The organism is Bacillus cereus ATCC 14579, from assembly GCF_000007825.1.
Lineage (GTDB): Bacteria > Bacillota > Bacilli > Bacillales > Bacillaceae_G > Bacillus_A > Bacillus_A cereus.
On the sequence record NC_004722.1, the window covers coordinates 2,798,386 to 2,817,883 of the forward strand.

Here is a 19,498-nt window from a genome sequence, read left to right on the forward strand (position 1 = left end):
TATCTCTCCCTATCACATTTTATTTTAATAAGAATCCTGCCGGAAACGGATCCGTAGGGTCTAATAGAAACGTCTGCATCCCTGTAATAAATCCTCTACTTTCAAAACGGAAAATGTATCCTAGTTCCTCCTTCTTCACTTTTTCCACAGTTATAAAACTATTAAATATACTTTCATTTTTAAAAGGTTTATCCGCCATATAATCATTTTTAAATAATGCATGAACATAGGAAACGATAGTAGAAACAAAACCTGGCGAACGTACGATAAAGTTATCTTCATGAAATGTAATCGACTTTATATGGTTCTTTTCTTTTTGCGAAGGATCTACTAAAATAAGCCTTTTTATTAGCGACTGTTTTTGTATAGCCTGCAGTGTAGCTTCTCCCCATCTTTTCAATTCTGAAATGTTTTCAACACGAATTTCTGGCGAATACGCACCTTTTTCTACAACTGCATATACTTTATCTGCTTGTATGAGAGAATAACTTACATTACCAACCTGTAAATTTTCCTCAATCAAATAGCAAAGTTTGCTTTCAAACGAAACAGATATAACTTCATCATTCTCTACATACGCATGAACTAAAAATATTCCAGATAACGTTTCAATTTTGTATTGATTGGACTCTCTCTTTTTTAAATACCCACTTTCGAGTAACATCGTTATTACCGCAACAATGCCCCCATAATGAAGCGGAATCGAACCTTCATGATTAAAAAATAATACAGCTGCATCCACTTCATTATGGATAGATGGAACGACAATACACCCATTCAAACCGATAAAACCACGTGGTTCATTTAATAAAAGCTTCATCTCTTCTGCTAATTCACCTGAAAATTGTTCATTTAATTGCTCCAAACTGTAGTAGTATTTGCACGGTACGTCTTTCATTACACGAAATGCCTCGCCATTTACATGTACGTCTACTGCTGTATACATTTTTTGAATGTTCATTTTATATCCTCCGTTTCATGTTCCATCGGCGGAATTAGCAAAAATCCTTCTTTGAGTGGATCCATTTCATTGTAAAAAAATTTATGCATACCCATAAGCCAAGCTGATCCCGTAATTTTCGTTATGACAGCTTCAATATTTTCAACATGTGTCGTATTCACGACATATCCTTTAAATAAAGAACCAACGATACTCTCATGAATGAACTCTTCACCAATTTTGATTTCTTTCTGAGCGTATAATACAGCTAGCTTCGCAGATGTTCCTGTACCGCATGGGGATCGATCTATTCCGCCTGGTGGTACAATAACTGTATTTTTCACATGCGCACATTCATGAGTAGCATCTGTATAAAATTCAACATGTGTTAATCCTCTAATAAACGAATACTCTGGATGAATGATTTCAAACTTCTCATTAATTGTGTTTCTTATATGAATCGCCTTATCGATGATTGTAGATGCATTTTCTGGTATTAATTCTAGGCCTACTGACTTCGCATCAATAATGGCATAAAAATTCCCTCCATACGCAATATCAGCCTCTATAGTCCCAATGTCTTTCACTTGTACAGTAATATTTTTCAATAAAAAAGCTGGTATGTTACAGAAAGATACTTCTTTTGCTTTTCCATCTTGAACAGCAATATCTACTTCCACTAAGCCAGCCGGTGTATCTAGTTTTAAAGAAGTAATCGGTTCAACTACCGGAATTAAACCTGATTCAACTAACGCTGTACATACACCGATTGTATCGTGACCACACATCGGTAAATATCCACCTGTCTCTATGTATATAACACCTATATCAGCCTCAGGATGACACGGGTCTGTTAATAATGCTCCTGACATTACATCATGACCACGCGGTTCATTCATTAACAATTTTCGAATCCAATCATACTCCTTTTTCATATGTAACATCTTCTCTGCCATCGTCTCTCCAATCAACTTTGGAAGTCCACTAATTAATGTCCTCGTTGGATTCCCACCTGTGTGTGTATCAATCGTCGTAAAGACTCTTTGTGACCTCATCTGTTTAACACCCTTTCTGTAAAACGACTCAAACAAAGTGGTTCAATAGGAATAATTGTCTCTTTTTCATTTAATAACTCTTCAATTACTTTTCCAGTAACTGCTGCAAGACTAATCCCATCCCCTTCATGCCCAGCGGCAATGAAATAATTTGGAATATGTTCCACTCGTGAAATAATCGGTAAATGATCTTCTGTCCACGGACGTAAACCAGCGTAAGAACGAATTACCATCATATCTGCCATTTTCGGATAAAAGCGAATCGCTCTATTTGCAATACATTTAATGACTTCATTGTTTATTCTCGTATGAAACCCTACAAATTCACGGCTACTTCCAATTAAGAAATTTTGACTTTCAGTAGGCTCAAATACGAGCGCAACCCCGTATTTTTCAGTTAAAGCATCTACTTTTCGTTTTCCGCCAAATTTAGAAATTAAATAACCGAATTCCATTACTTTACGGCACCCTACGTGTTGTTGTCTTGATGCTACAATAATATGCCCTTTTCTCGGTTCAATTGGTATATTTACATTTAACATCTGACCAATCTTAGGAGCCCACACACCCGCTGCATTTACAACTTGTTGTGCTGTAAAAGTTCCATTCGTAGTTTCTACAACAAATGAACCATTCGTATCTATGTTTATACTCTTTACTTCGGTCTGTTTAAAAGCTTTTGCGCCAAACTTTTGTGCCTCTGACAGAAGCGAGAATGCAAGGAGATATGGATTCACAGTTGAATCCGTCGCACATTCTAAACCGCCTAATAAATCATCAGCAAAAAAAGGCGACTCTTCTCTTATATCTTGCCTATCAAGCATTCGAAACGGTAATCCAGCTTCTTTTTGCCGATTTACCCATTGCTGCGCAGCTTCCATCTCTTCGTCTGACTCACATACGAGAATACTTCCTGGTGCCCTATATTCAAATGCATGCTCTAATTCTTCACTTAAATCAGTTACTAATTTTTGACTTACTAAAGACATTTGACTATCAAACCCTGGGTCTTTATCAATGGCCAAAATATTCCCATCACACCGTGAAGACGTCCCGCTGACAAATTCTCCTTTTTCAATGATTGTTACGTCTCTTCCGTATTTTGAAGTGTAATAAGCGATAGAACACCCTATTATTCCACCACCTATAATTAAAACGTCGCAGTGCCTCACACTATACTCCTCCTTTCCCTAAACTTCTCACTTTCTTTTATGCAATTGACGTGCCAATTCTGTACATATACAATTTTTATAAATAATATTTTTATTTGTAAAAATATTTTAAATTTATAGTAAATAGGTGTATTATTTTTTTATCACTGTCAAAATTTTTATACATAACAGGAGGACATTATGGCATTTTCATTTCCGACTATACAAGAATTTTTGGAAAGCGCTTTAATCAATCATACATGTAGCCTTGATCGCATTAAGAAAATAAACGAAAGGTTTTATTATCTCCCTTCTACTACAGAAGAATATAATTGCGCAATTATTTATGTAGATGACTCATTCACTGCATTAATTGACGCTTTTTCTTATGAATTAGCTGTTATCATCCTTAATGAAAACGATGAGCCGCTATGCTGTATAACTTCTCAGCAAATGATTCCATTTCTTTATAAGTCCTACAATGAACTACAGTCATTTTATGACACTGTAATACAAACAACTGACTCTTCTGTTACAGTCATTGATAGTAAAGAATACGTTCGAACTTGGACAGATGGCGCTGAAAAAATATTTTCAGTCAATCATAATGAGATTATTGGGCAACCGATTACTCGTTTTTTTGATTATAAAGACTTGGAAATTTTACAATCTTTACATGATGGAAAAAGCATAGTCGCTCAGTTCCATCAGCCTCGTCCCGATTTATTCGTATTAATTAATTCAAATCCAGTTTATTGTAATGATGAAATTATAGGAGCAGTCGTTTCAGAAACAGATGTTACAAATCAAGTCGCTTTAAATGAAAAACTATTTAATATGTCACATGAAATGCACCGTTTAGAACAAGAAGTGGCAAAGTATAAAGATGAATCCGATCCATTCCTTGCGATGAATGGGAAAAGTCCTGTTATACAAAGAACGATACAATTAGCTAGAAAAGTTTGTTCGGTAAAATCAACTGTTTTAATACTTGGGGAAAGCGGAGTTGGAAAAGAAGTATTTGCGAAAGCAATTCATGAAGCAAGTGAGGCAGCGAAGGCGCCTTTCATTTCGATTAACTGCGGGGCAATTCCAGAAGCGTTATTTGAAAGTGAATTATTTGGTTACGAGCGTGGGGCGTTTTCTGGAGCAAATAGTAAAGGAAAAAAAGGGAAAATTGAACTCGCGCAAGGCGGTACTTTATTTCTTGATGAAATAGGTGAAATGCCACTTGATATGCAAGTAAAACTGTTACGTGTACTGCAAGAGCGAAAGTATTACCGAGTTGGTGGTGAAAAAGAAATTAATATTGATTTCCGCATTATCGCTGCTACAAATCGTGATTTACAAGAAGAAATGAGAAAAGGAACTTTCCGAGAAGATTTATATTACCGCTTAAATGTAGTTAGCTTGCATATTCCACCGCTGCGCGAAAGACGCGAGGATATTATTGAATTAACTTATTCTTTCTTAAATGATTTTTCAATCAACTATAACCGACCAATTCGTGATCTACCTTCAAGCATTATGCATGAACTGCTTCATTACAATTGGCCAGGTAATATTCGCGAACTTCGAAACGTTGTTGAACGGCTTGTGGTATTCGCAACAGACGGAATTATAAAACAAGAATATCTACCATTTCATACGACTGAAACTTTAGACAACCATACAGCTCATTCCCTATTACTCAGCAACAATAATACAATCCTTTCTTTACAAGAAGAGATGGATGAGCATGAGAAAAAAGTTATTGAAAGGGCTTTACGAATTTTAAATGGGAATAAATTAGAATGCGCAAAACAACTTGGCGTAACAAGGGCTACTTTATATAACCGTTTAAAGAAACTTGGACTTCAATAAAGAATCATTATGCACCAATCAGGCGTTTACAGGTAGCCACCTCCTCTCTATATTGGCATGATTTTTGCTTATATAATTTGTGAAAATCGAACTAGAGGAGGAATACACATGACAAATAAAAACAACTTAATCGTTTGTCGTTGTGAAGAGGTTACATATGGGCAACTTCAATCGACAATTGCTGAATATAACTGCTCGGCAAGAGAATTAAAACTAAGAACACGTGCTGGCATGGGATTTTGCGGTGGGCGCACATGCAGAATAATGATAGATCGAATGATTGAAAATGCGAATCCTGACGTAAATCTTAATGAACTACCGTTAAAATATCAACCACCAATACGTGCAGTTACTTTTGGATCAGTAGGTGAAAGTAAATGAGTAGAATTACACATCACCCTATTTTAGGTACTTTACAAAGTAGTGAGCGTATTACCTTTCAATTTAACGGTCATCAATACGAAGCATATGAACATGAAACGATAGCTGCTGCCCTGTTAGCAAATGGAATAAGGACATTAAGAGTTCATGAAGATAGCGGAACACCGCGAGGTATTTATTGTAATATCGGGCACTGTTCCGAATGCCGCGTGACAGTAAATAATCAAACAAATGTACGCGCATGCTTAACTGTTGTAGAAGAAAACATGGTTGTTGAAAGCGGGAAACAGCATCCGAATATCGTGAGAGAGATGGTGAAAAAGCGATGAGTGATGTAATTATTATAGGTGCAGGGCCAGCGGGATTATCTGCTTCTATCTCTTGTGCTCGTTTCGGACTAAAAGTGCTCGTTATTGATGAATTTATGAAGCCGGGCGGGAGATTGTTAGGACAGTTGCATCAAGAGCCTACTGGAGAATGGTGGAACGGAATAGAAGAATCGAAGCGACTTCATGAAGAAGCAGAATCACTTTCAGTACATATCAGGTGCGGTGTTTCGGTCTATAATTTAGATAAAGATGAAAACAATTGGTTTGTACATACTAATATCGGTACGTTAGAAGCACCTTTCGTACTACTTGCTACTGGAGCTGCGGAATATTCTATTCCCCTTCCTGGCTGGACACTTCCAGGAGTGATGTCAATTGGAGCAGCTCAAGTTATGACAAATGTTCATCGCGTGCAAGTTGGAAAAAAAGGAATTATTATTGGTGCTAACATTTTGTCTTTCGCCATTTTAAGTGAATTGCAATTAGCGGGAATTACAGTGGATCATATTGTACTCCCTGAGAAAAGCGAGTTAAGTCAAAAAGCTGGTGAACCTGAAGAAGTTTTAAACTCTCTTTTAAATGCAGCTCACCTCGCTCCTTCTGCTTTCTTGCGAATAGGTAGCCACTTTATGAAATTCGATTGGATTCGAAAAGCTGGATTAACATTCTATCCAAACAACGGAATGAAAATAAACGGAACGCCACTTCACCTTCGGAAAGCAGCTCTTGAAATTATCGGAACAGATCAAGTTGAAGGTGTACGTATTGCTAATATTGACTCTAAAGGAAATGTTATTAATGGAACAGAGAAAATATACGAAGCAGATTTTGTATGTATTTTCGGGGGATTATACCCACTTGCCGAACTTGCAGCTGTAGCTGGTTGTCCCTTCCATTACATTTCAGAATTAGGTGGACACGTTCCTCTCCATTCTGAAGCAATGGAAACCCCTCTTCCCGGTTTATTTGTAGCCGGCAATATTACAGGCATTGAAAGCGGAAAAATTGCGATGGCGCAAGGAACAGTTGCAGGTCTATCTATTGCTAAATATGCAAGTAAAAAACCTGATATAGTCGACCAACAATTATCTCACGCCATTCAAAACGTTCACTCTGTTCGTCAAAAAGCTACAATTCAGTTTAATCCTATGCTAGATATCGGTAGACGAAAAATGAATGAAATTTGGCGTGATTATTCTTCTACATATGCACATACTAAAAAGAGCTGTTGAGATTATTCTCAACAGCTCTTTTTTCTAGTCATCTGAGTTATTAAATTTCGCTAATGCGTAAATGCCTTCTTCATCATCTAATTCAAGTTGTAATCTCGCTGCGAATGGATTGACATTATATTCTCTGTCAAGCAATAAGCGTAAAGCTTCGATTAAGTTTGCTTGAATTAAAATTTGCTGGCGACCATTTACCTCTACTTCCGCAGAGAAACCGTAGTCGTCATCATACATGAGTTCAACTAATACTTCTTCTGGACCCACTTGTCTTTTTTCAGCGATATATATACAAAGCGCATTTATAAGCTCTTGTTCAGAAATTTTTATTGTTTCCATGCTACTTCATCTGCTTTCTTCTTACGTTGGTCTTTGAAGTATTTAAATGCACGAACTGCTAACATTACGATACCAGCCATTACTAACATATTTACCATAAACGCTAATACAGAACCAAGAGCTCCCATATTTGCAAATAAGCTACCCATTAGTAAACCACCAAGACCACCTAGTAATAAACCTTTCATAAAGCTTCCTTTATTACTTTTTGGTGCCGTGTTTGTTGCTTTCGTTTTTGAATCTGGAGTCGTTTTTTGAGAATTTACATTTGAGTCTTTTTTGTTTAAATCAACTTTTGACTTTTGACCTGAACTTGGTGTAAATGATTTTTTACCAGATTTGTAACTTTTCGCTGCTGCATGATCTACAAACATAAAGCTGCTAGCCCCAAAGATAACCATGAATGCTGTCATTACTGCTACAAGTTTTTTCAACATATTATATCCATTCTCCTTTTATATAGATATATGTGAAATGTATCTTTCTAGTAAATTCAGAATGATAGATTTGTTTTTAAGAACATTTTAAAGGTTCTTATGAACTTATTATATGAACTTTTGTCGAAATATGCAAGTATTATTTACTTTCAACAGTTTGGTCACAAAGGAAAAATTAAGCAAAACAGAATTGACTTTAAATGAAACAAAACATATTATAAGTTCATAAGAACTTTTTATTATTTTGGAGGTGAAAAGATGGAAACATTTCATCTCACACGAAACGAAATGGCTACCCTTCTTCTATCACTAAGAGGATGGAATACGAAAAAGCCTCTCGGTATTTTACAAGAAGCTTGGGCAAAGTCACATAAAAAAGATATTGAAAGCGGACAAAGCGTTACAGCTTTTATTACTACCGCACTTTCACCTATTTTTGAAAAGCTGATTAAAATTGACGATACTGATGTCGGTTTTTCTTTAAATGAAATAGTTGCGCTTGGCAATCAGATTGAAAACACAAGTTTCTCTGTAACTGCTATGCAAAACTGGGTGAAACGAGATATAAAAGAAATGATTGGCTCTCCTCAAAAAGGGAAAAAATATTCAATTGAACAAGCAGCCTTACTATTTATTGTCGAAGATTTAAAAACAGCACTTGATTTTGAATCCATTCGTAAGCTATTACGCCTTATTGTAAATGACCCAGCCGATCGAAGTGATGATTTAATCAATCCTGTTCATTTATATGTAGCATACTCTTCTCTATTTGAAGAACTCAATCAAGGGAATTGCTTACAATTAAATGCAACAGATACCGTTCATACAATTGAAAACATCGTAAAAGAAAAAGCTGATAAAATCGCAAGCAAGTTCGATCAAATCAATAATGAACAACGCGAAGCAATTCGTAACGCTATTATTATTGCGACCCTTTCTGTACATACCGCATATGTACAAATGTTAGCAAAGCGTTACGTAACAGCAACTTTATTTTTACAGAACTTAGATGTGAAGCCTTAAAAAATAGGAGCAGAAATGCTTCTATTTTTTTATGAGAAATTTTTAATAATCTTTTCATTAACCCTTCATGAAAACGCGGCTTATATCTTTTACTATAATAATTATGAGAGACATAAAAGAATTGAAATAGCAATCCCCTATGTAAATAAGGTATAATCTACATATAGTGAACCTTTTACGTCATTAAATAAAAGGTTCTTATACTCAAAAATTCATAAACTAGAAGGTGCAACAATGTTAAGTAGTTTTATTCATTCAGTATTAACGGTTTTTGAAGAATTAGGTTATTGGGGCATTATGCTTGGACTTATGATTGAAATTATCCCAAGTGAAATTGTCCTTGCTTATGCAGGATACTTAGTATTCAATGGAAGTATCTCATTTATAGGCGCTGTTGTATTCGGTACAATTGGCGGTGTTATTGCTCAAATCTTTATTTATTGGCTTGGACGATACGGCGGACGCCCTATATTAGAACGTTACGGAAAATATATTTTCATACATTAAAAAACAAATAGATGCTGCAGAAGATTGGTTTAATCATTACGGAACTGGCGTCATTTTTACAGCACGCTTCATTCCAGTAGTGCGTCATGCGATTTCAATTCCTGCTGGTATTACAAAAATGCCATTACTACGTTTCACTACATTAACAGCACTTGCGATTATCCCTTGGTCTATTATTTTCATTTATTTAGGTGAAAAACTAGGTGAAAATTGGGAGAATATAAATGATATTGCTGGTCCGTATGTGAAATCATTCGCAATTGGTGGCGTCGTACTTATACTTTTATATTTCGTTATAAAAAAATGGACAAAAAAGCGTAAAAATCTCGCTTAAGAATATAATAAAAACCGCTATAAATTCATTCGGAATTATAGCGGTTTTTTATTTATATATGAATTAATCTTCAGGAATTATATAACACCTTTCCATCTACATTTACATGGATAAGCAACCATTTAATCATTTCTTTCGTATATTATCTCAAAAAGGAGTGATTCCCCTATGTATTGGCAGCAAAAAATACCGTACTTAATCGGACGCCCTATCGGCATTTCCTTCATAAATGGGCAAGGAACTTCTGGTGTATTATGTTCAGCGCATGATGGTCAATTATATGTGTATGAATACCTTTACCAAGCTCAGTTTGCAATGAAACATTATGATTATAGACAAATTCAAGATATACATGCATTCCCAAATTGCCCTCACCAAAATCCTCTATACTAAAAAAAATCGGAACGGCTCATAGCCATTCCGATTTCTATACTTTATTTCTCAGAATAAAATTTCTGCACTGCTTCATCAAAATAAATCCAACCTTTCCAGCCCAAATGAATCGTATCTTTTAAGAAATACTTATCATATTCATGACCAGAGAAATCAATTACTGGATATCCTGCTTTCTCAACCTGTTCTCGAACTTTTTTATAATACACTTCACGGCGTTCTTTCGGGAAGCCAGTATAATCATACCAAGGCCCATTTACAGGTACAGAAATAAAGAGTGGTTTGACATTTTTCTCTTTAAATAACTCTAAAATAATTTGTAAATCATCGTATTCTGGTGATTCATCATATGTTTCATTTGCTCTAAAGTTTTTTAAACCTTTTAGTTTTTTCTTCAGATTATTCTTATGATAATACGGATTTTCAATTCCGAATGTATTTGTAGTAGATTCAGCTTTCCCTTCTTGTTCTGCGTGTTTACGTGCGTCTTCCCAAGAAATTGAACGAAGTCCGATATTTGTTTTCTCTTTCATCGGTTCGATTTTAAATAAAGAGTTAAATAAATCTCTATGATCTAAAATATTTCGATGCATATAAGCAAGTGGTTTAACTAACCCTGCTTTTATGTTATGTTTCGAATCATTATATACAATACCTTCTAATGAATTTTTTAATATATCATCTTCTTGAACAACTTTATAATCTAATAGCCGTTTCGCGATTTGCTTCTTCATTTCTGGATTTATCTTATCATTAAAAATAAAATGATATGCTTGTTGTTTGGAGAAATTATTAGTGAAATCCCCTTGTGATACACCAGTCTTTGTAAACCATTGTGGTGAAAGAACAAAGACTACTTTTTTACCTTCTAATTCATCCATAGTAGATGTCATATTTAAAATATGAGCTAAACTTTGTGTACCACCAGTTCCAATTAAAAACGGTGTAAAACCAGCTGGGTTTACTTTGAAATAATTAGACGGATGATATGCATCCATTCGTAAAAATTCTGATGAACCGTACATCGGTAAATACTGTGAATTCTCTAACATTTTTTGCTGTAAGAAAACACTTTGTAATTTCTCTTTTTGTAAAGAAGTTGCCGCATCTTCTACCTTCTTATCACTAATAAGCGATACTAAACTTTTCGATGGGATTAGAATGATAATGAAAAAAAGCACACACGCTAAAATTATAGGACCAAAAGCATGCTTCATTTTCATCTTCTGTCCCTCTTTCTATCGTTATTAAATTGTAACCCTTGTTTTTGACACGTCATCTTTTCTCTCCTTTTTCTCTATACATGTTCCATTCTATTTATCTATTATATACATGTATGTATTTCCTTACTGTTCTATTAAGTCCTATATAAATAGCACAAGAAAATGTTTCCATAGAAACACGTTAATTATACAAGATTCTACATAAATTTCACACTGGAATTTCATTAATAATTTTATTTTTTAACAATAAAAAAACATATGAAATGTCTAGAATTCTTCGGATGATGTATGAAGTTCAAAATATGATAATAAACGCCCGCTATGATTAACTTCATGAGTATATATAAACCCGAGCTTTCGTAAAAGTTTTTTCGAGCTCTCATTTGCTACTTTAACTCTAGCAATTATTCTTATTACATTCAAAGTCTCTATTGCATATTTAATGGAAGCCTCTGCTGCTTCTAATGCATACCCATTCCTCCAATGTTCTGGGTCAAGGAGATACATAATTTCTATTGCACCTGTTTCATCTACCTTTCTTAAACCACAATGTCCTAAAAGCTTTCCTGTTTCACTATTAAATAACAACCATACCCCGAAGTCATACTGTTCCCAATGTAAGATAAGTTGCCCAATATAATCATTTGTTTCTTCCTTCGACATTCCTCTTGATTTAGCCAACCATTTGCCAACAGTATCTTTTTTTAATATGTTATAAAACTGATTAATATCTTCTACAATTGGTTTCCTCATAAATAATCTTTTTGTATAAATTACTTTCTCTTCTTCAAACATAGACATCATTTCCCCTCCAAATACTGTTTACAGACTAATAAATTATACCATGAACTATTTTTCTAACTTTAAATAAGAAAAACAGACTATCACATACATGAAGTCTGTTTCTCCATTCTTTTATTTTTGTACATCTGCCCATTTTAAACTTGTAGCTGGACCAAATTGATGTACATATAAATCTTTCACATATGGTTTTTGTAAGTAAGATAATCCGCGCTGGAATACCGGTGCAATTACTGCATCATCAAGTAGCATTTTTTCAGCTTCTTGCATTGCTTTCCAGCGAGCCTTTTCATCATTACCTAATTCTGTTTTAATCTTCTTAATTAACGCATCATATTCTGGGTTTGCATATTCTGTATTATTGACGCTACTTCCAGAAAGGAATACTTCTAAGTAAGTCATTGGATCTGGATAATCTGGTAACCAGCGTGATAACGACATTTCATATTCTTTCTGCTTCTCAAGTGCTAATTTTTGCGTATGTGGTTGTAATTTTACATTCACTTTTAATCCTGGTAAGTTTTTCTCAAGCTGCTCTTTAATGTACTCTCCAACTTTTTTAAAGTTTTCCAAGTCATAATTTAATAGTTCTAACGTCACTTCATTTGTACCTGTCTCTTGTTTTGCTTTCTCCCAATATTCCTTCGCCTGTTTTACATTTGTCTTATTAAACTCACCAGCCGTACTTCTAAAATCTTTCTTATCTGGGCCCTTTAAAAATCCTTTTGGTACGTAATAGTTTGCTGCAACCGATCCATCATTTAAAAATGAATCTGCGAGTCCCTTCTTATCAAAAACTGTACTTAGCGCAAGACGTGCATTTTTATTTTTAAGAATCGGTACATTTTCATTAAATCGGAAGAAGTACATAACTGGATCTGTATATTGTTTTAGCTCTTTATTATTTTTATATTTATCTACGAATTCTGTAGAAATAACAGCTCTATCAACTTTATCTGTTTCATATAAATTTACCGCAGTTGAAATTTCTTTTACAATTTGATAGTTTACTTCATCTAACTTCACTTCTTTTTTATCCCAATACTTATCGTTTTTCTTCATTGTAAAGCTAGCTTCATGCTTCCACTCTGATAATGTAAACGGTCCATTATATACCGCTTTATTTGCTTCTAATCCATATTTATCACCTTGCTCTTTCGCATATTTTTCGTTAATTGGATAGAAGGATGGTAAAATTAATAATTTCGTAAAATACGGTACAGGATGTTCTAGCTCTACGACGAATGTTTTATCATCCTTCGCTTTTACTCCTAATTCATCTAGACCTAGTTGTTTTTTATTTATCTTCTCAGCATTTTTTACATCGTACGCAATGTATGCATATTGAGAAGCAGTATCTGGATTTATCAATTGCTTCCAAGCGTATACGTAATCATGAGCGGTTACTGGCTCTCCGTTAGACCATTTCGCATCACGCAATTGGAATGTATATGTTTTTCCATCTTTACTCACTTCATATTTTTGTGCGCCGGCTTCAATTACTTCATCATTTTTCGATAGACGGAATAGTCCTTCCATTACGTTATTCAAAACGTTAAACGAGACTGCATCTGTTACTTTCCCTGAATTTAACGACGGAATTTCACCTGTTTCTAGTAACTGTAATACTTTCTTCTCATCTTTCGGCTTTGTTGCAGTTTTTTCTTTTGCGCAACCAACTAAAAATGAAGAAACTAATAGAGTACTAACTAATGAGTAACGAATAACTTTTTTCATTTAAAAACCCCCTTCTATTTTTAAGGTAAGTAACGACGAGCACCAGCGTATTCTTCTATATATCCTGGTGTATTTAGCGGTATAATCTCTACCGACCTTTCAGCTCTTGGTGAGTGAATCATATTGCCATCACCAATATACATTGCAACGTGATGGACACTACCTTTCCCTTGATCATGTGCAAAGAAAATTAAATCTCCTTTTTGTAGATTTTCTTTATCAACTGCAACCCCTGCTCTTGATTGCGGTCCAGAATCTCGCGGAATTGTAATGCCGTGCGATTTATAGATCGTATGTGTGAAGCCAGAGCAATCAAATCCAAAACCACTTGTACCAGCCCATATATACGGTAAGCCTAAAAACATTTTCCCTGTGTTAATTAAATCATCGGCCGCCGGAGTTGGAATATCAGTTTGAGATCGGTAAACTGTTCCATCATTTTTTCGTAGCCATGCTTTCTGACCACTTGGCAACAATACACGGTATGAAATTGTGTCTTCACTTAATAGCGGCAGTCTTGTATTATAACTGACTTCAAGTGATTTATGTTTTTCAGAAGGATTTATATATAAAATCGCTGTTGGTTTGGTTATTAAGACAAAAGGTTCATTTGTTTTATCTGCAAATTCTTGATTATATGTTAATTGTTTTTCAGGCATCCAGCCCGGATAACCTTCTTCATTTCGTGGTGTTGGCTGTCCATGCACTAATACCTTCACCCATTCGCCTTTCTTATCAATAACAGTTACTTCTTGACCGAGTAAAGCTTGTGTTTCTAATTTATTTGCATTTGTTAACCATAGTTTCTCGTCAAGTGTCATTGATTTCGTCCATTTCCATAGATCCACTGGATTTGTTGCACTCGGTGTATCGATTGGTCTTAATGAATCAGGTGCTGTCCATAACGTTGCAGCAGATACATCTATAAATGCTTTATTATCCTTCTTTTCTTCAGCATTTGCCGATGTAAACGATGAAAATATAAATAAAGTTGTTAAAAATGCAGTTCCTACTTTTTTCATATATATCCCCCTTAAAAGATAGTTTACTTGTCTCTTCTCCTAAGATTTACTATTCACTGTCGATTGAAGGTTTACCTTTGATCCAGAATAAGTCATTCCTTCTGGCTCTTCCATTAACCAAAGCGGTGCATCAAGATCAAAATAATGAATATTAGGATGCGCTGCCGCTAAATGCGCAACAGCACTAACGGAAAGTGAAGACTCCATCATGCTGCCCACCATACACTTCACACCAGCTGTTTCTGCGATATCAGCAATACGCCATGCTTCACGTATGCCACCACATTTCATTAATTTAATATTAATGAAGTCTGCATATCTTCCTTGAACGAGCTTTAATGCGTCACTTGCTGAAAATATACTTTCATCGGCCATAATTGGCGTTTGCACACGATCTTTGACGTACTTTAACCCATCCCAATCTTTCGCGTGTACTGGTTGTTCAATAAATTCTATATTTAAATTACGATTTTCCATCTCTTGAATGATAGAGACCGCTTCTTTTGGACTCCAACCTTGATTCGCATCTAAACGTAATGTCGTATTTCTTGGTACCACATTTCGAATTGCCTCAATACGTTCCAAATCTAAATGCGCCTCTTTACCCACTTTAATCTTTAATGTTTGAAATCCTTTTTCTATATGTTTCTTCGCTTCTTTTGCCATTAATACAGGCTCATCCACACTCACTGTAATATCGGTATGAATTTCTTTCTTCCCGCCTAACAATGCATATAACGGCACATTTTGATATTGGCAATATACATCATATAAAGCGATATCTACCGCTGCTTTCGCACTTGAATTTCCAATACAACTCATTTGAATGCGCTGTAGTAACTGCTGAAATTGAATGATATTTTGACCAATTAAACATGAACGCATCGGCCCTAAAATCGCTTCTTCCATTCCGCTGGTGAAATCCCCCGTAATAACTGGCGTTGCGGCTGCAGCCCCCTTACCAATCACTCCTTCGTCTGTATGAATATAAACATCTATACTTTCAATTTCGGTTACAGTACGAAGCGCGGTTTTAAACGGTGTATGCAGTTTTACACGTCTACGATTTACTTTTACATCTGTAATTTTCATTTTGTTCATCCTTTCGTTCTCCAATGAAGTGAAATTTTAATCCACCGGAGATTTATACCCACGGATTATTAGGTAAACCCATTGGGCATTTACTCTCCTATCTCTCTACTTTATTTTCGTTTACTTTTAATGTAGGACGATAATGTGAAATAAAAAAATCCAGCCATAAGAATGATTCTTACGGCTGGATTTTGTCTATGATTGAGTAGACAAAGCAGCAAGCTGATTATATTTTTTCTGTGCATCTTTTAGCGCTACAAGTAACGCTTTTTGAGAAGAACCGAAATATCGGTTCTTTACTTCCATTACTAACGCCGGGTCATTTATATTTTTATGTAGAAATAAATATTTAACAAATTGAGATGTTAATGCAATTGTCGCTGAGCAGTCTGCATCTACAATTTCCCCTGTATCCTTAACAAGGATAAATGCTACGAAATAGCTTTTAAACTTTTCAGTAATGGGATTATTTTGAGGTGCTTTCGCATCCCCTACGATATAAATTGTATTTGAAGCGTACACAGCTATCTTCCTTTCTTATACGAGGATAACGGGTTTCTTAATAGTCGTATGAGCGAGGAACTCAACGTTGATTAAAAAATGTATCCGCTTACCTTGTATTATAATATAATTGACAGAATTTTAACAACATTTATTTTAGTGTATATTCCATATTTATGAAAACAGCTTAAACTCTTCATTTTTACAATATGTGATTGTTCCTTGTACCATGACATTCATACATAAAAAACTGCACCTCCAATTGTTAGACGCTGCCTAACAATTGGAGGTGCAGTTCAATGGCTAACTGTTTTTTTTATTACTTTGGCATCACAAATATAGTTTCATTTGACTTAGAAAATTGATACTCTTTTCTCGCTAACTTCAAAATTTCTTCCTCATCGTCTGTTAAATTTTCTATGTTAGTCTTTAAAGAATCTTTATCTTTCTTTAAAGATACTAATTGTTTCTTTTGATCCGTAATCGTATCTTTCTTTTTATCAATTACTTCTTGTTGTTTCGTTAAAATATATTGAACGTACAGAGTAGTTGCTGCAATAAAAAGGACCATTAAAATAAGACGCCTTAACTTCTTTTTATTTATCTTACGCTTGTCACTAGGTTGTGATGATTGTTCTGGTATATTAGGAACATTTACTCGTTTGAGTTTCCTCATTCAAATCCCCCTAACCCATATTTTTCACTACCATCGGCACGTTTTCTTACTAAACTAAATTCTATTCTTATAAAATAAACTCCTTCACAAAAATATCCCATAAATTAACCAATTAAAGATAGCATTCGACGACATTTCTACATTTACACCGTTTTTTTTTATACATGCTGCTATAAAATAGTAGTTTCTGTAATTCTTTTTCTACTATTGTAGAAGAGTTTTTTCACACACAAAATTCTTACCCCACATATCCATGTTATAACATGCTTACAAGGAGGAGAAATATGCATTACCGCACATTAGGTAAAACTGGAATAACTGTTTCTGAAATAGGTTTTGGGGCATGGGCAATCGGTGGTGATGAATGGGGACCTGCTAACGATAAACAATCTATAACTGCTATAAAAAAAGCAATTGAGTGTGGTGTGAATTTTATTGATACTGCGGATGTGTATGGTTTAGGACATAGTGAAAAGTTGGTGGCTACCGCGATTAAAGGACATCGTAATGATATTATCCTATCAACGAAAGGTGGTTTAATCGGACACCACTACGACCCTAATGGAGTTCCTGTATATGATACTCCCGAAAAAATCATCGCCGTATTTGAAACAAGTTTACAACGTCTTCAAACAGATTATATTGATCTTTATTTTTGTCATATTTGGTGGCATAATCGTAGAGAAACAGAAGCATTTCTACGTGCATTTGACATATTAAAACGTGATGGAAAAGTAAGGGCAGTCGGTGTTTCGACTCATGATTTACAATACATTCATCATTTCAATAACAACAACGAAATTGATATCGTACAGCTTGATTACAATATATTAAATCGAAAACCAGAAAAAGATATATTACCATTTTTACAAGAGAAAAATTTAGGAGCTGTTATTCGTGGTCCATTAAAAATGGGCATTTTAACTGGGAAAATTCACAAATAAAACAATTTTTCCGGATGGAGATTTACGCAAAGATTGGCCAAATGAAACTTGGTTTCAAGAAGACTTACAAACTGTAAAGAAACTTCGGTTGCTCTCAAATAAAAATCAGACCTTAGGGCAACTTGCACTTCGCTATGTACTCTCTCATCCGGCAGTAAGTGTTGTAATTCCTGGTGCCAAAACAGGAATACAAGCACAAGAAAATGCAAATGCATCTGTTCGCCCTATGTTGAGTGATGAAGAGCTTAACTATATTCATTCAATATAAAAAGCCCAATTCGGGCTTTTTAATTTGGGAAACTAATATCATACTCCATTCGCTTCGCTGTGTCCTCCGCAACATGCACACCTAACAAGTTTTTCACAATATGAAATACCATATTAATTCCAGCTGAAATTCCGGCAGATGTTATAATATGTCCTTCATCTACAAACTTTACATTTTCTATAACTTCAACATTTTGAAACTCATTTTTAAACTTTTCAATACTAGCCCAATGTGTTGTTGCTTTTAAACCTTCCAGTAAACCTGCTTTCGCCAGTAATAGCGCTCCTGTACAAACTGAAGTCATCAGCTTTACTTCTTTCATTTGTTGGCGAATCCATTTTATTACTATTTCATTTTTTATTTCATATTCTCTAGCACCTAGCCCGCCCGGAATTATTAAAATATCCACTGGTGGTAAATTTTCAATACTATAATCTGGCTGTACCTTCAATCCGTTCCTTGCTGTAATCATTTCCCCATTCTCGCTACCTGTATAAACAGTAAATGGTTTTTCCTCATTCACCTCAGTTACAGAAAAAACTTCAAATGGCCCTGCAAAGTCTAACACTTCTACTTCATTAAATAAAAATATACCAACACTCCATTTATTCATCATAAGTTCACTTCCTGTTTCAAATGATGTAATAGATGATCATATCCTTTTTCTAATGCAATATCATACGCTGTTTTCCCATCATTTTTCTTTATCATCTTATTAGCTCCATTTTTAAGGAGTAACATAATTATTTCTTCATTTCCTAATAATGCCGCTTCGTGAAGTCCTGTCCAGCCACCACTTTGCATAATATTTACATCTAATCCTTTTTCAATTAAGAAAGCAACAAGTTCACTTTGCTTGTTCGCAATTGCTGCTTGCAAAGGCGTATTTTCATTTTCGTTTTTCGCTCTACTATGTATATCTGCACCACTTTCTAAAAGAAAACTCGCTATTTCTTTCTGTCCAAAATAAGCTGCTAAATGAAGTGGTGTCCATCCATCTTCACTACATTCGTTAACAATACTTGGACTCGCCTTTATAAACTTCACTACTTTTTCCTTATTACCACTTATAACAGCTTGTGCTATTGATTGTAAATGCTCCATAATAATCTCCCATCCTTCAAAATATTTAAGCATCTCCTTCTACATGTTCTATTCATTATTATATTTTCCTTTTAAAACCTTAAGTTTACATAATAATATTATATATCACTTTTTGTGCTTAATGCTGAATAGCAATAATGTTAAAAATACTG

At 34.8% G+C, this 19,498-nt stretch carries 20 protein-coding genes and 2 pseudogenes; 8 read left to right on the forward strand and 14 right to left on the reverse strand.

The features are described from left to right. Positions 1 to 19: 19 nt before the first annotated feature. Genes BC_RS14160 through BC_RS14170 form a run of 3 tightly spaced genes read right to left on the reverse strand, consistent with a single transcriptional unit; the run spans position 20 to position 3,167 of the window. Positions 20 to 961 (reverse strand): proline racemase family protein, encoded by a 942-nt coding sequence (locus tag BC_RS14160; protein ID WP_001025560.1) that lies wholly within the window; start codon positions 959 to 961, stop codon positions 20 to 22. Beyond that, positions 958 to 1,995, reverse strand: coding sequence for a proline racemase family protein (locus BC_RS14165; protein ID WP_001257541.1), 1,038 nt, complete (start codon positions 1,993 to 1,995; stop codon positions 958 to 960). The genes BC_RS14160 and BC_RS14165 overlap by 4 nt, the downstream gene beginning before the upstream one ends. Continuing rightward, positions 1,992 to 3,167, reverse strand: a complete 1,176-nt coding sequence (locus tag BC_RS14170) for an NAD(P)/FAD-dependent oxidoreductase (RefSeq protein ID WP_001215235.1) — start codon at positions 3,165 to 3,167, stop codon at positions 1,992 to 1,994. Before BC_RS14170 ends, BC_RS14165 begins: the two co-directional genes overlap by 4 nt. Positions 3,168 to 3,347: 180 nt before the next feature. Here BC_RS14170 and BC_RS14175 point away from each other — a divergent pair, with 180 nt between their 5' ends. From BC_RS14175 to BC_RS14190, 4 genes are all read left to right on the forward strand, one after another. After that, a complete protein-coding gene (locus BC_RS14175; protein ID WP_000885732.1) occupies positions 3,348 to 5,009 on the forward strand; it encodes a sigma-54 interaction domain-containing protein in 1,662 nt (553 codons plus the stop codon). Positions 5,010 to 5,117: 108 nt separating this feature from the next. After that, complete coding sequence (locus BC_RS14180) at positions 5,118 to 5,390, forward strand: (2Fe-2S)-binding protein (protein WP_000182617.1); 273 nt, start codon at positions 5,118 to 5,120, stop codon at positions 5,388 to 5,390. Continuing rightward, entirely contained in the window at positions 5,387 to 5,719 is a 333-nt protein-coding gene (locus BC_RS14185; RefSeq protein ID WP_000087065.1) for a (2Fe-2S)-binding protein, read from the forward strand. Before BC_RS14180 ends, BC_RS14185 begins: the two co-directional genes overlap by 4 nt. Continuing rightward, positions 5,716 to 6,951 carry an NAD(P)/FAD-dependent oxidoreductase gene (locus BC_RS14190; RefSeq protein WP_001286089.1) on the forward strand — a complete coding sequence of 412 codons (1,236 nt, stop codon included), beginning with the start codon at positions 5,716 to 5,718 and terminating at the stop codon, positions 6,949 to 6,951. The genes BC_RS14185 and BC_RS14190 overlap by 4 nt, the downstream gene beginning before the upstream one ends. A gap of 24 nt (positions 6,952 to 6,975) precedes the next feature. Here BC_RS14190 and BC_RS14195 read toward each other — a convergent pair whose 3' ends face one another. Together BC_RS14195 and BC_RS14200 are read right to left on the reverse strand one after the other, a co-directional pair. After that, positions 6,976 to 7,284: a YxcD family protein gene (locus BC_RS14195; RefSeq protein ID WP_000447746.1), complete on the reverse strand. Its 309-nt coding sequence runs from the start codon at positions 7,282 to 7,284 to the stop codon at positions 6,976 to 6,978. Further along, positions 7,272 to 7,721 carry a hypothetical protein gene (locus BC_RS14200; RefSeq protein WP_000914478.1) on the reverse strand — a complete coding sequence of 150 codons (450 nt, stop codon included), beginning with the start codon at positions 7,719 to 7,721 and terminating at the stop codon, positions 7,272 to 7,274. Before BC_RS14200 ends, BC_RS14195 begins: the two co-directional genes overlap by 13 nt. 258 nt (positions 7,722 to 7,979) lie before the next feature. Here BC_RS14200 and BC_RS14205 point away from each other — a divergent pair, with 258 nt between their 5' ends. The 3 genes and pseudogenes from BC_RS14205 (at position 7,980) to BC_RS14215 (ending at position 9,978) form a co-directional block, all read left to right on the forward strand. After that, complete coding sequence (locus tag BC_RS14205) at positions 7,980 to 8,744, forward strand: DUF1836 domain-containing protein (RefSeq protein ID WP_000447231.1); 765 nt, start codon at positions 7,980 to 7,982, stop codon at positions 8,742 to 8,744. A 234-nt stretch (positions 8,745 to 8,978) separates the two neighbouring features. After that, positions 8,979 to 9,585 (forward strand): annotated as a pseudogene (locus BC_RS14210) (DedA family protein). A gap of 168 nt (positions 9,586 to 9,753) precedes the next feature. Next, positions 9,754 to 9,978: a hypothetical protein gene (locus tag BC_RS14215; protein WP_000289920.1), complete on the forward strand. Its 225-nt coding sequence runs from the start codon at positions 9,754 to 9,756 to the stop codon at positions 9,976 to 9,978. A 41-nt stretch (positions 9,979 to 10,019) separates the two neighbouring features. Here BC_RS14215 and dltD read toward each other — a convergent pair whose 3' ends face one another. The 7 genes from dltD to BC_RS14250 all read right to left on the reverse strand — a co-directional run bounded on the left by dltD (position 10,020) and on the right by BC_RS14250 (position 17,030). Further along, positions 10,020 to 11,201: a D-alanyl-lipoteichoic acid biosynthesis protein DltD gene (gene dltD / locus BC_RS14220; RefSeq protein ID WP_000782307.1), complete on the reverse strand. Its 1,182-nt coding sequence runs from the start codon at positions 11,199 to 11,201 to the stop codon at positions 10,020 to 10,022. 267 nt (positions 11,202 to 11,468) lie between these two features. Next, positions 11,469 to 12,002, reverse strand: a complete 534-nt coding sequence (locus BC_RS14225; RefSeq protein ID WP_000061616.1) for a GNAT family N-acetyltransferase — start codon at positions 12,000 to 12,002, stop codon at positions 11,469 to 11,471. A gap of 114 nt (positions 12,003 to 12,116) precedes the next feature. Further along, positions 12,117 to 13,739 (reverse strand): peptide ABC transporter substrate-binding protein, encoded by a 1,623-nt coding sequence (locus BC_RS14230; protein ID WP_000755972.1) that lies wholly within the window; start codon positions 13,737 to 13,739, stop codon positions 12,117 to 12,119. Between the two features lie 20 nt (positions 13,740 to 13,759). Beyond that, positions 13,760 to 14,761: a C40 family peptidase gene (locus tag BC_RS14235; protein ID WP_000755419.1), complete on the reverse strand. Its 1,002-nt coding sequence runs from the start codon at positions 14,759 to 14,761 to the stop codon at positions 13,760 to 13,762. Positions 14,762 to 14,800: 39 nt separating this feature from the next. Then, the gene (locus BC_RS14240; RefSeq protein WP_001038463.1) at positions 14,801 to 15,862 is read right to left on the reverse strand and encodes a dipeptide epimerase; all 1,062 of its coding nucleotides are present in this window, start codon (positions 15,860 to 15,862) and stop codon (positions 14,801 to 14,803) included. 186 nt (positions 15,863 to 16,048) lie between these two features. Next, positions 16,049 to 16,375 (reverse strand): DUF3870 domain-containing protein, encoded by a 327-nt coding sequence (locus tag BC_RS14245; protein WP_000271313.1) that lies wholly within the window; start codon positions 16,373 to 16,375, stop codon positions 16,049 to 16,051. Positions 16,376 to 16,673: 298 nt separating this feature from the next. Beyond that, entirely contained in the window at positions 16,674 to 17,030 is a 357-nt protein-coding gene (locus BC_RS14250; protein ID WP_001228738.1) for an FtsB family cell division protein, read from the reverse strand. Between the two features lie 284 nt (positions 17,031 to 17,314). On the opposite strand from BC_RS14250, the pseudogene BC_RS14255 reads away from it, so the two are divergent. Further along, a pseudogene (locus BC_RS14255) lies at positions 17,315 to 18,242 on the forward strand (aldo/keto reductase). A gap of 19 nt (positions 18,243 to 18,261) precedes the next feature. Here BC_RS14255 and BC_RS14260 read toward each other — a convergent pair. Together BC_RS14260 and BC_RS14265 are read right to left on the reverse strand one after the other, a co-directional pair. After that, a complete protein-coding gene (locus BC_RS14260; RefSeq protein WP_000981419.1) occupies positions 18,262 to 18,858 on the reverse strand; it encodes a DJ-1/PfpI family protein in 597 nt (198 codons plus the stop codon). Further along, positions 18,855 to 19,346, reverse strand: coding sequence for an ankyrin repeat domain-containing protein (locus tag BC_RS14265; protein ID WP_000400680.1), 492 nt, complete (start codon positions 19,344 to 19,346; stop codon positions 18,855 to 18,857). Before BC_RS14265 ends, BC_RS14260 begins: the two co-directional genes overlap by 4 nt. Positions 19,347 to 19,498 lie beyond the last annotated feature (152 nt).

What these genes read in the sequence shown, in the direction of transcription:
- BC_RS14160 (WP_001025560.1), bottom strand. Translation starts at nt 961, where the DNA reads ATGAACATTCAAAAAATGTATACAGCAGTAGACGTACATGTAAATGGC.
- BC_RS14165 (WP_001257541.1), bottom strand. Translation starts at nt 1,995, where the DNA reads ATGAGGTCACAAAGAGTCTTTACGACGATTGATACACACACAGGTGGG.
- BC_RS14175 (WP_000885732.1), top strand. Translation starts at nt 3,348, where the DNA reads ATGGCATTTTCATTTCCGACTATACAAGAATTTTTGGAAAGCGCTTTA.
- BC_RS14180 (WP_000182617.1), top strand. Translation starts at nt 5,118, where the DNA reads ATGACAAATAAAAACAACTTAATCGTTTGTCGTTGTGAAGAGGTTACA.
- BC_RS14185 (WP_000087065.1), top strand. Translation starts at nt 5,387, where the DNA reads ATGAGTAGAATTACACATCACCCTATTTTAGGTACTTTACAAAGTAGT.
- BC_RS14190 (WP_001286089.1), top strand. Translation starts at nt 5,716, where the DNA reads ATGAGTGATGTAATTATTATAGGTGCAGGGCCAGCGGGATTATCTGCT.
- BC_RS14195 (WP_000447746.1), bottom strand. Translation starts at nt 7,284, where the DNA reads ATGGAAACAATAAAAATTTCTGAACAAGAGCTTATAAATGCGCTTTGT.
- BC_RS14200 (WP_000914478.1), bottom strand. Translation starts at nt 7,721, where the DNA reads ATGTTGAAAAAACTTGTAGCAGTAATGACAGCATTCATGGTTATCTTT.
- BC_RS14205 (WP_000447231.1), top strand. Translation starts at nt 7,980, where the DNA reads ATGGAAACATTTCATCTCACACGAAACGAAATGGCTACCCTTCTTCTA.
- BC_RS14215 (WP_000289920.1), top strand. Translation starts at nt 9,754, where the DNA reads ATGTATTGGCAGCAAAAAATACCGTACTTAATCGGACGCCCTATCGGC.
- dltD (WP_000782307.1), bottom strand. Translation starts at nt 11,201, where the DNA reads ATGAAAATGAAGCATGCTTTTGGTCCTATAATTTTAGCGTGTGTGCTT.
- BC_RS14225 (WP_000061616.1), bottom strand. Translation starts at nt 12,002, where the DNA reads ATGTCTATGTTTGAAGAAGAGAAAGTAATTTATACAAAAAGATTATTT.
- BC_RS14230 (WP_000755972.1), bottom strand. Translation starts at nt 13,739, where the DNA reads ATGAAAAAAGTTATTCGTTACTCATTAGTTAGTACTCTATTAGTTTCT.
- BC_RS14235 (WP_000755419.1), bottom strand. Translation starts at nt 14,761, where the DNA reads ATGAAAAAAGTAGGAACTGCATTTTTAACAACTTTATTTATATTTTCA.
- BC_RS14240 (WP_001038463.1), bottom strand. Translation starts at nt 15,862, where the DNA reads ATGAACAAAATGAAAATTACAGATGTAAAAGTAAATCGTAGACGTGTA.
- BC_RS14250 (WP_001228738.1), bottom strand. Translation starts at nt 17,030, where the DNA reads ATGAGGAAACTCAAACGAGTAAATGTTCCTAATATACCAGAACAATCA.
- BC_RS14260 (WP_000981419.1), bottom strand. Translation starts at nt 18,858, where the DNA reads ATGATGAATAAATGGAGTGTTGGTATATTTTTATTTAATGAAGTAGAA.
- BC_RS14265 (WP_000400680.1), bottom strand. Translation starts at nt 19,346, where the DNA reads ATGGAGCATTTACAATCAATAGCACAAGCTGTTATAAGTGGTAATAAG.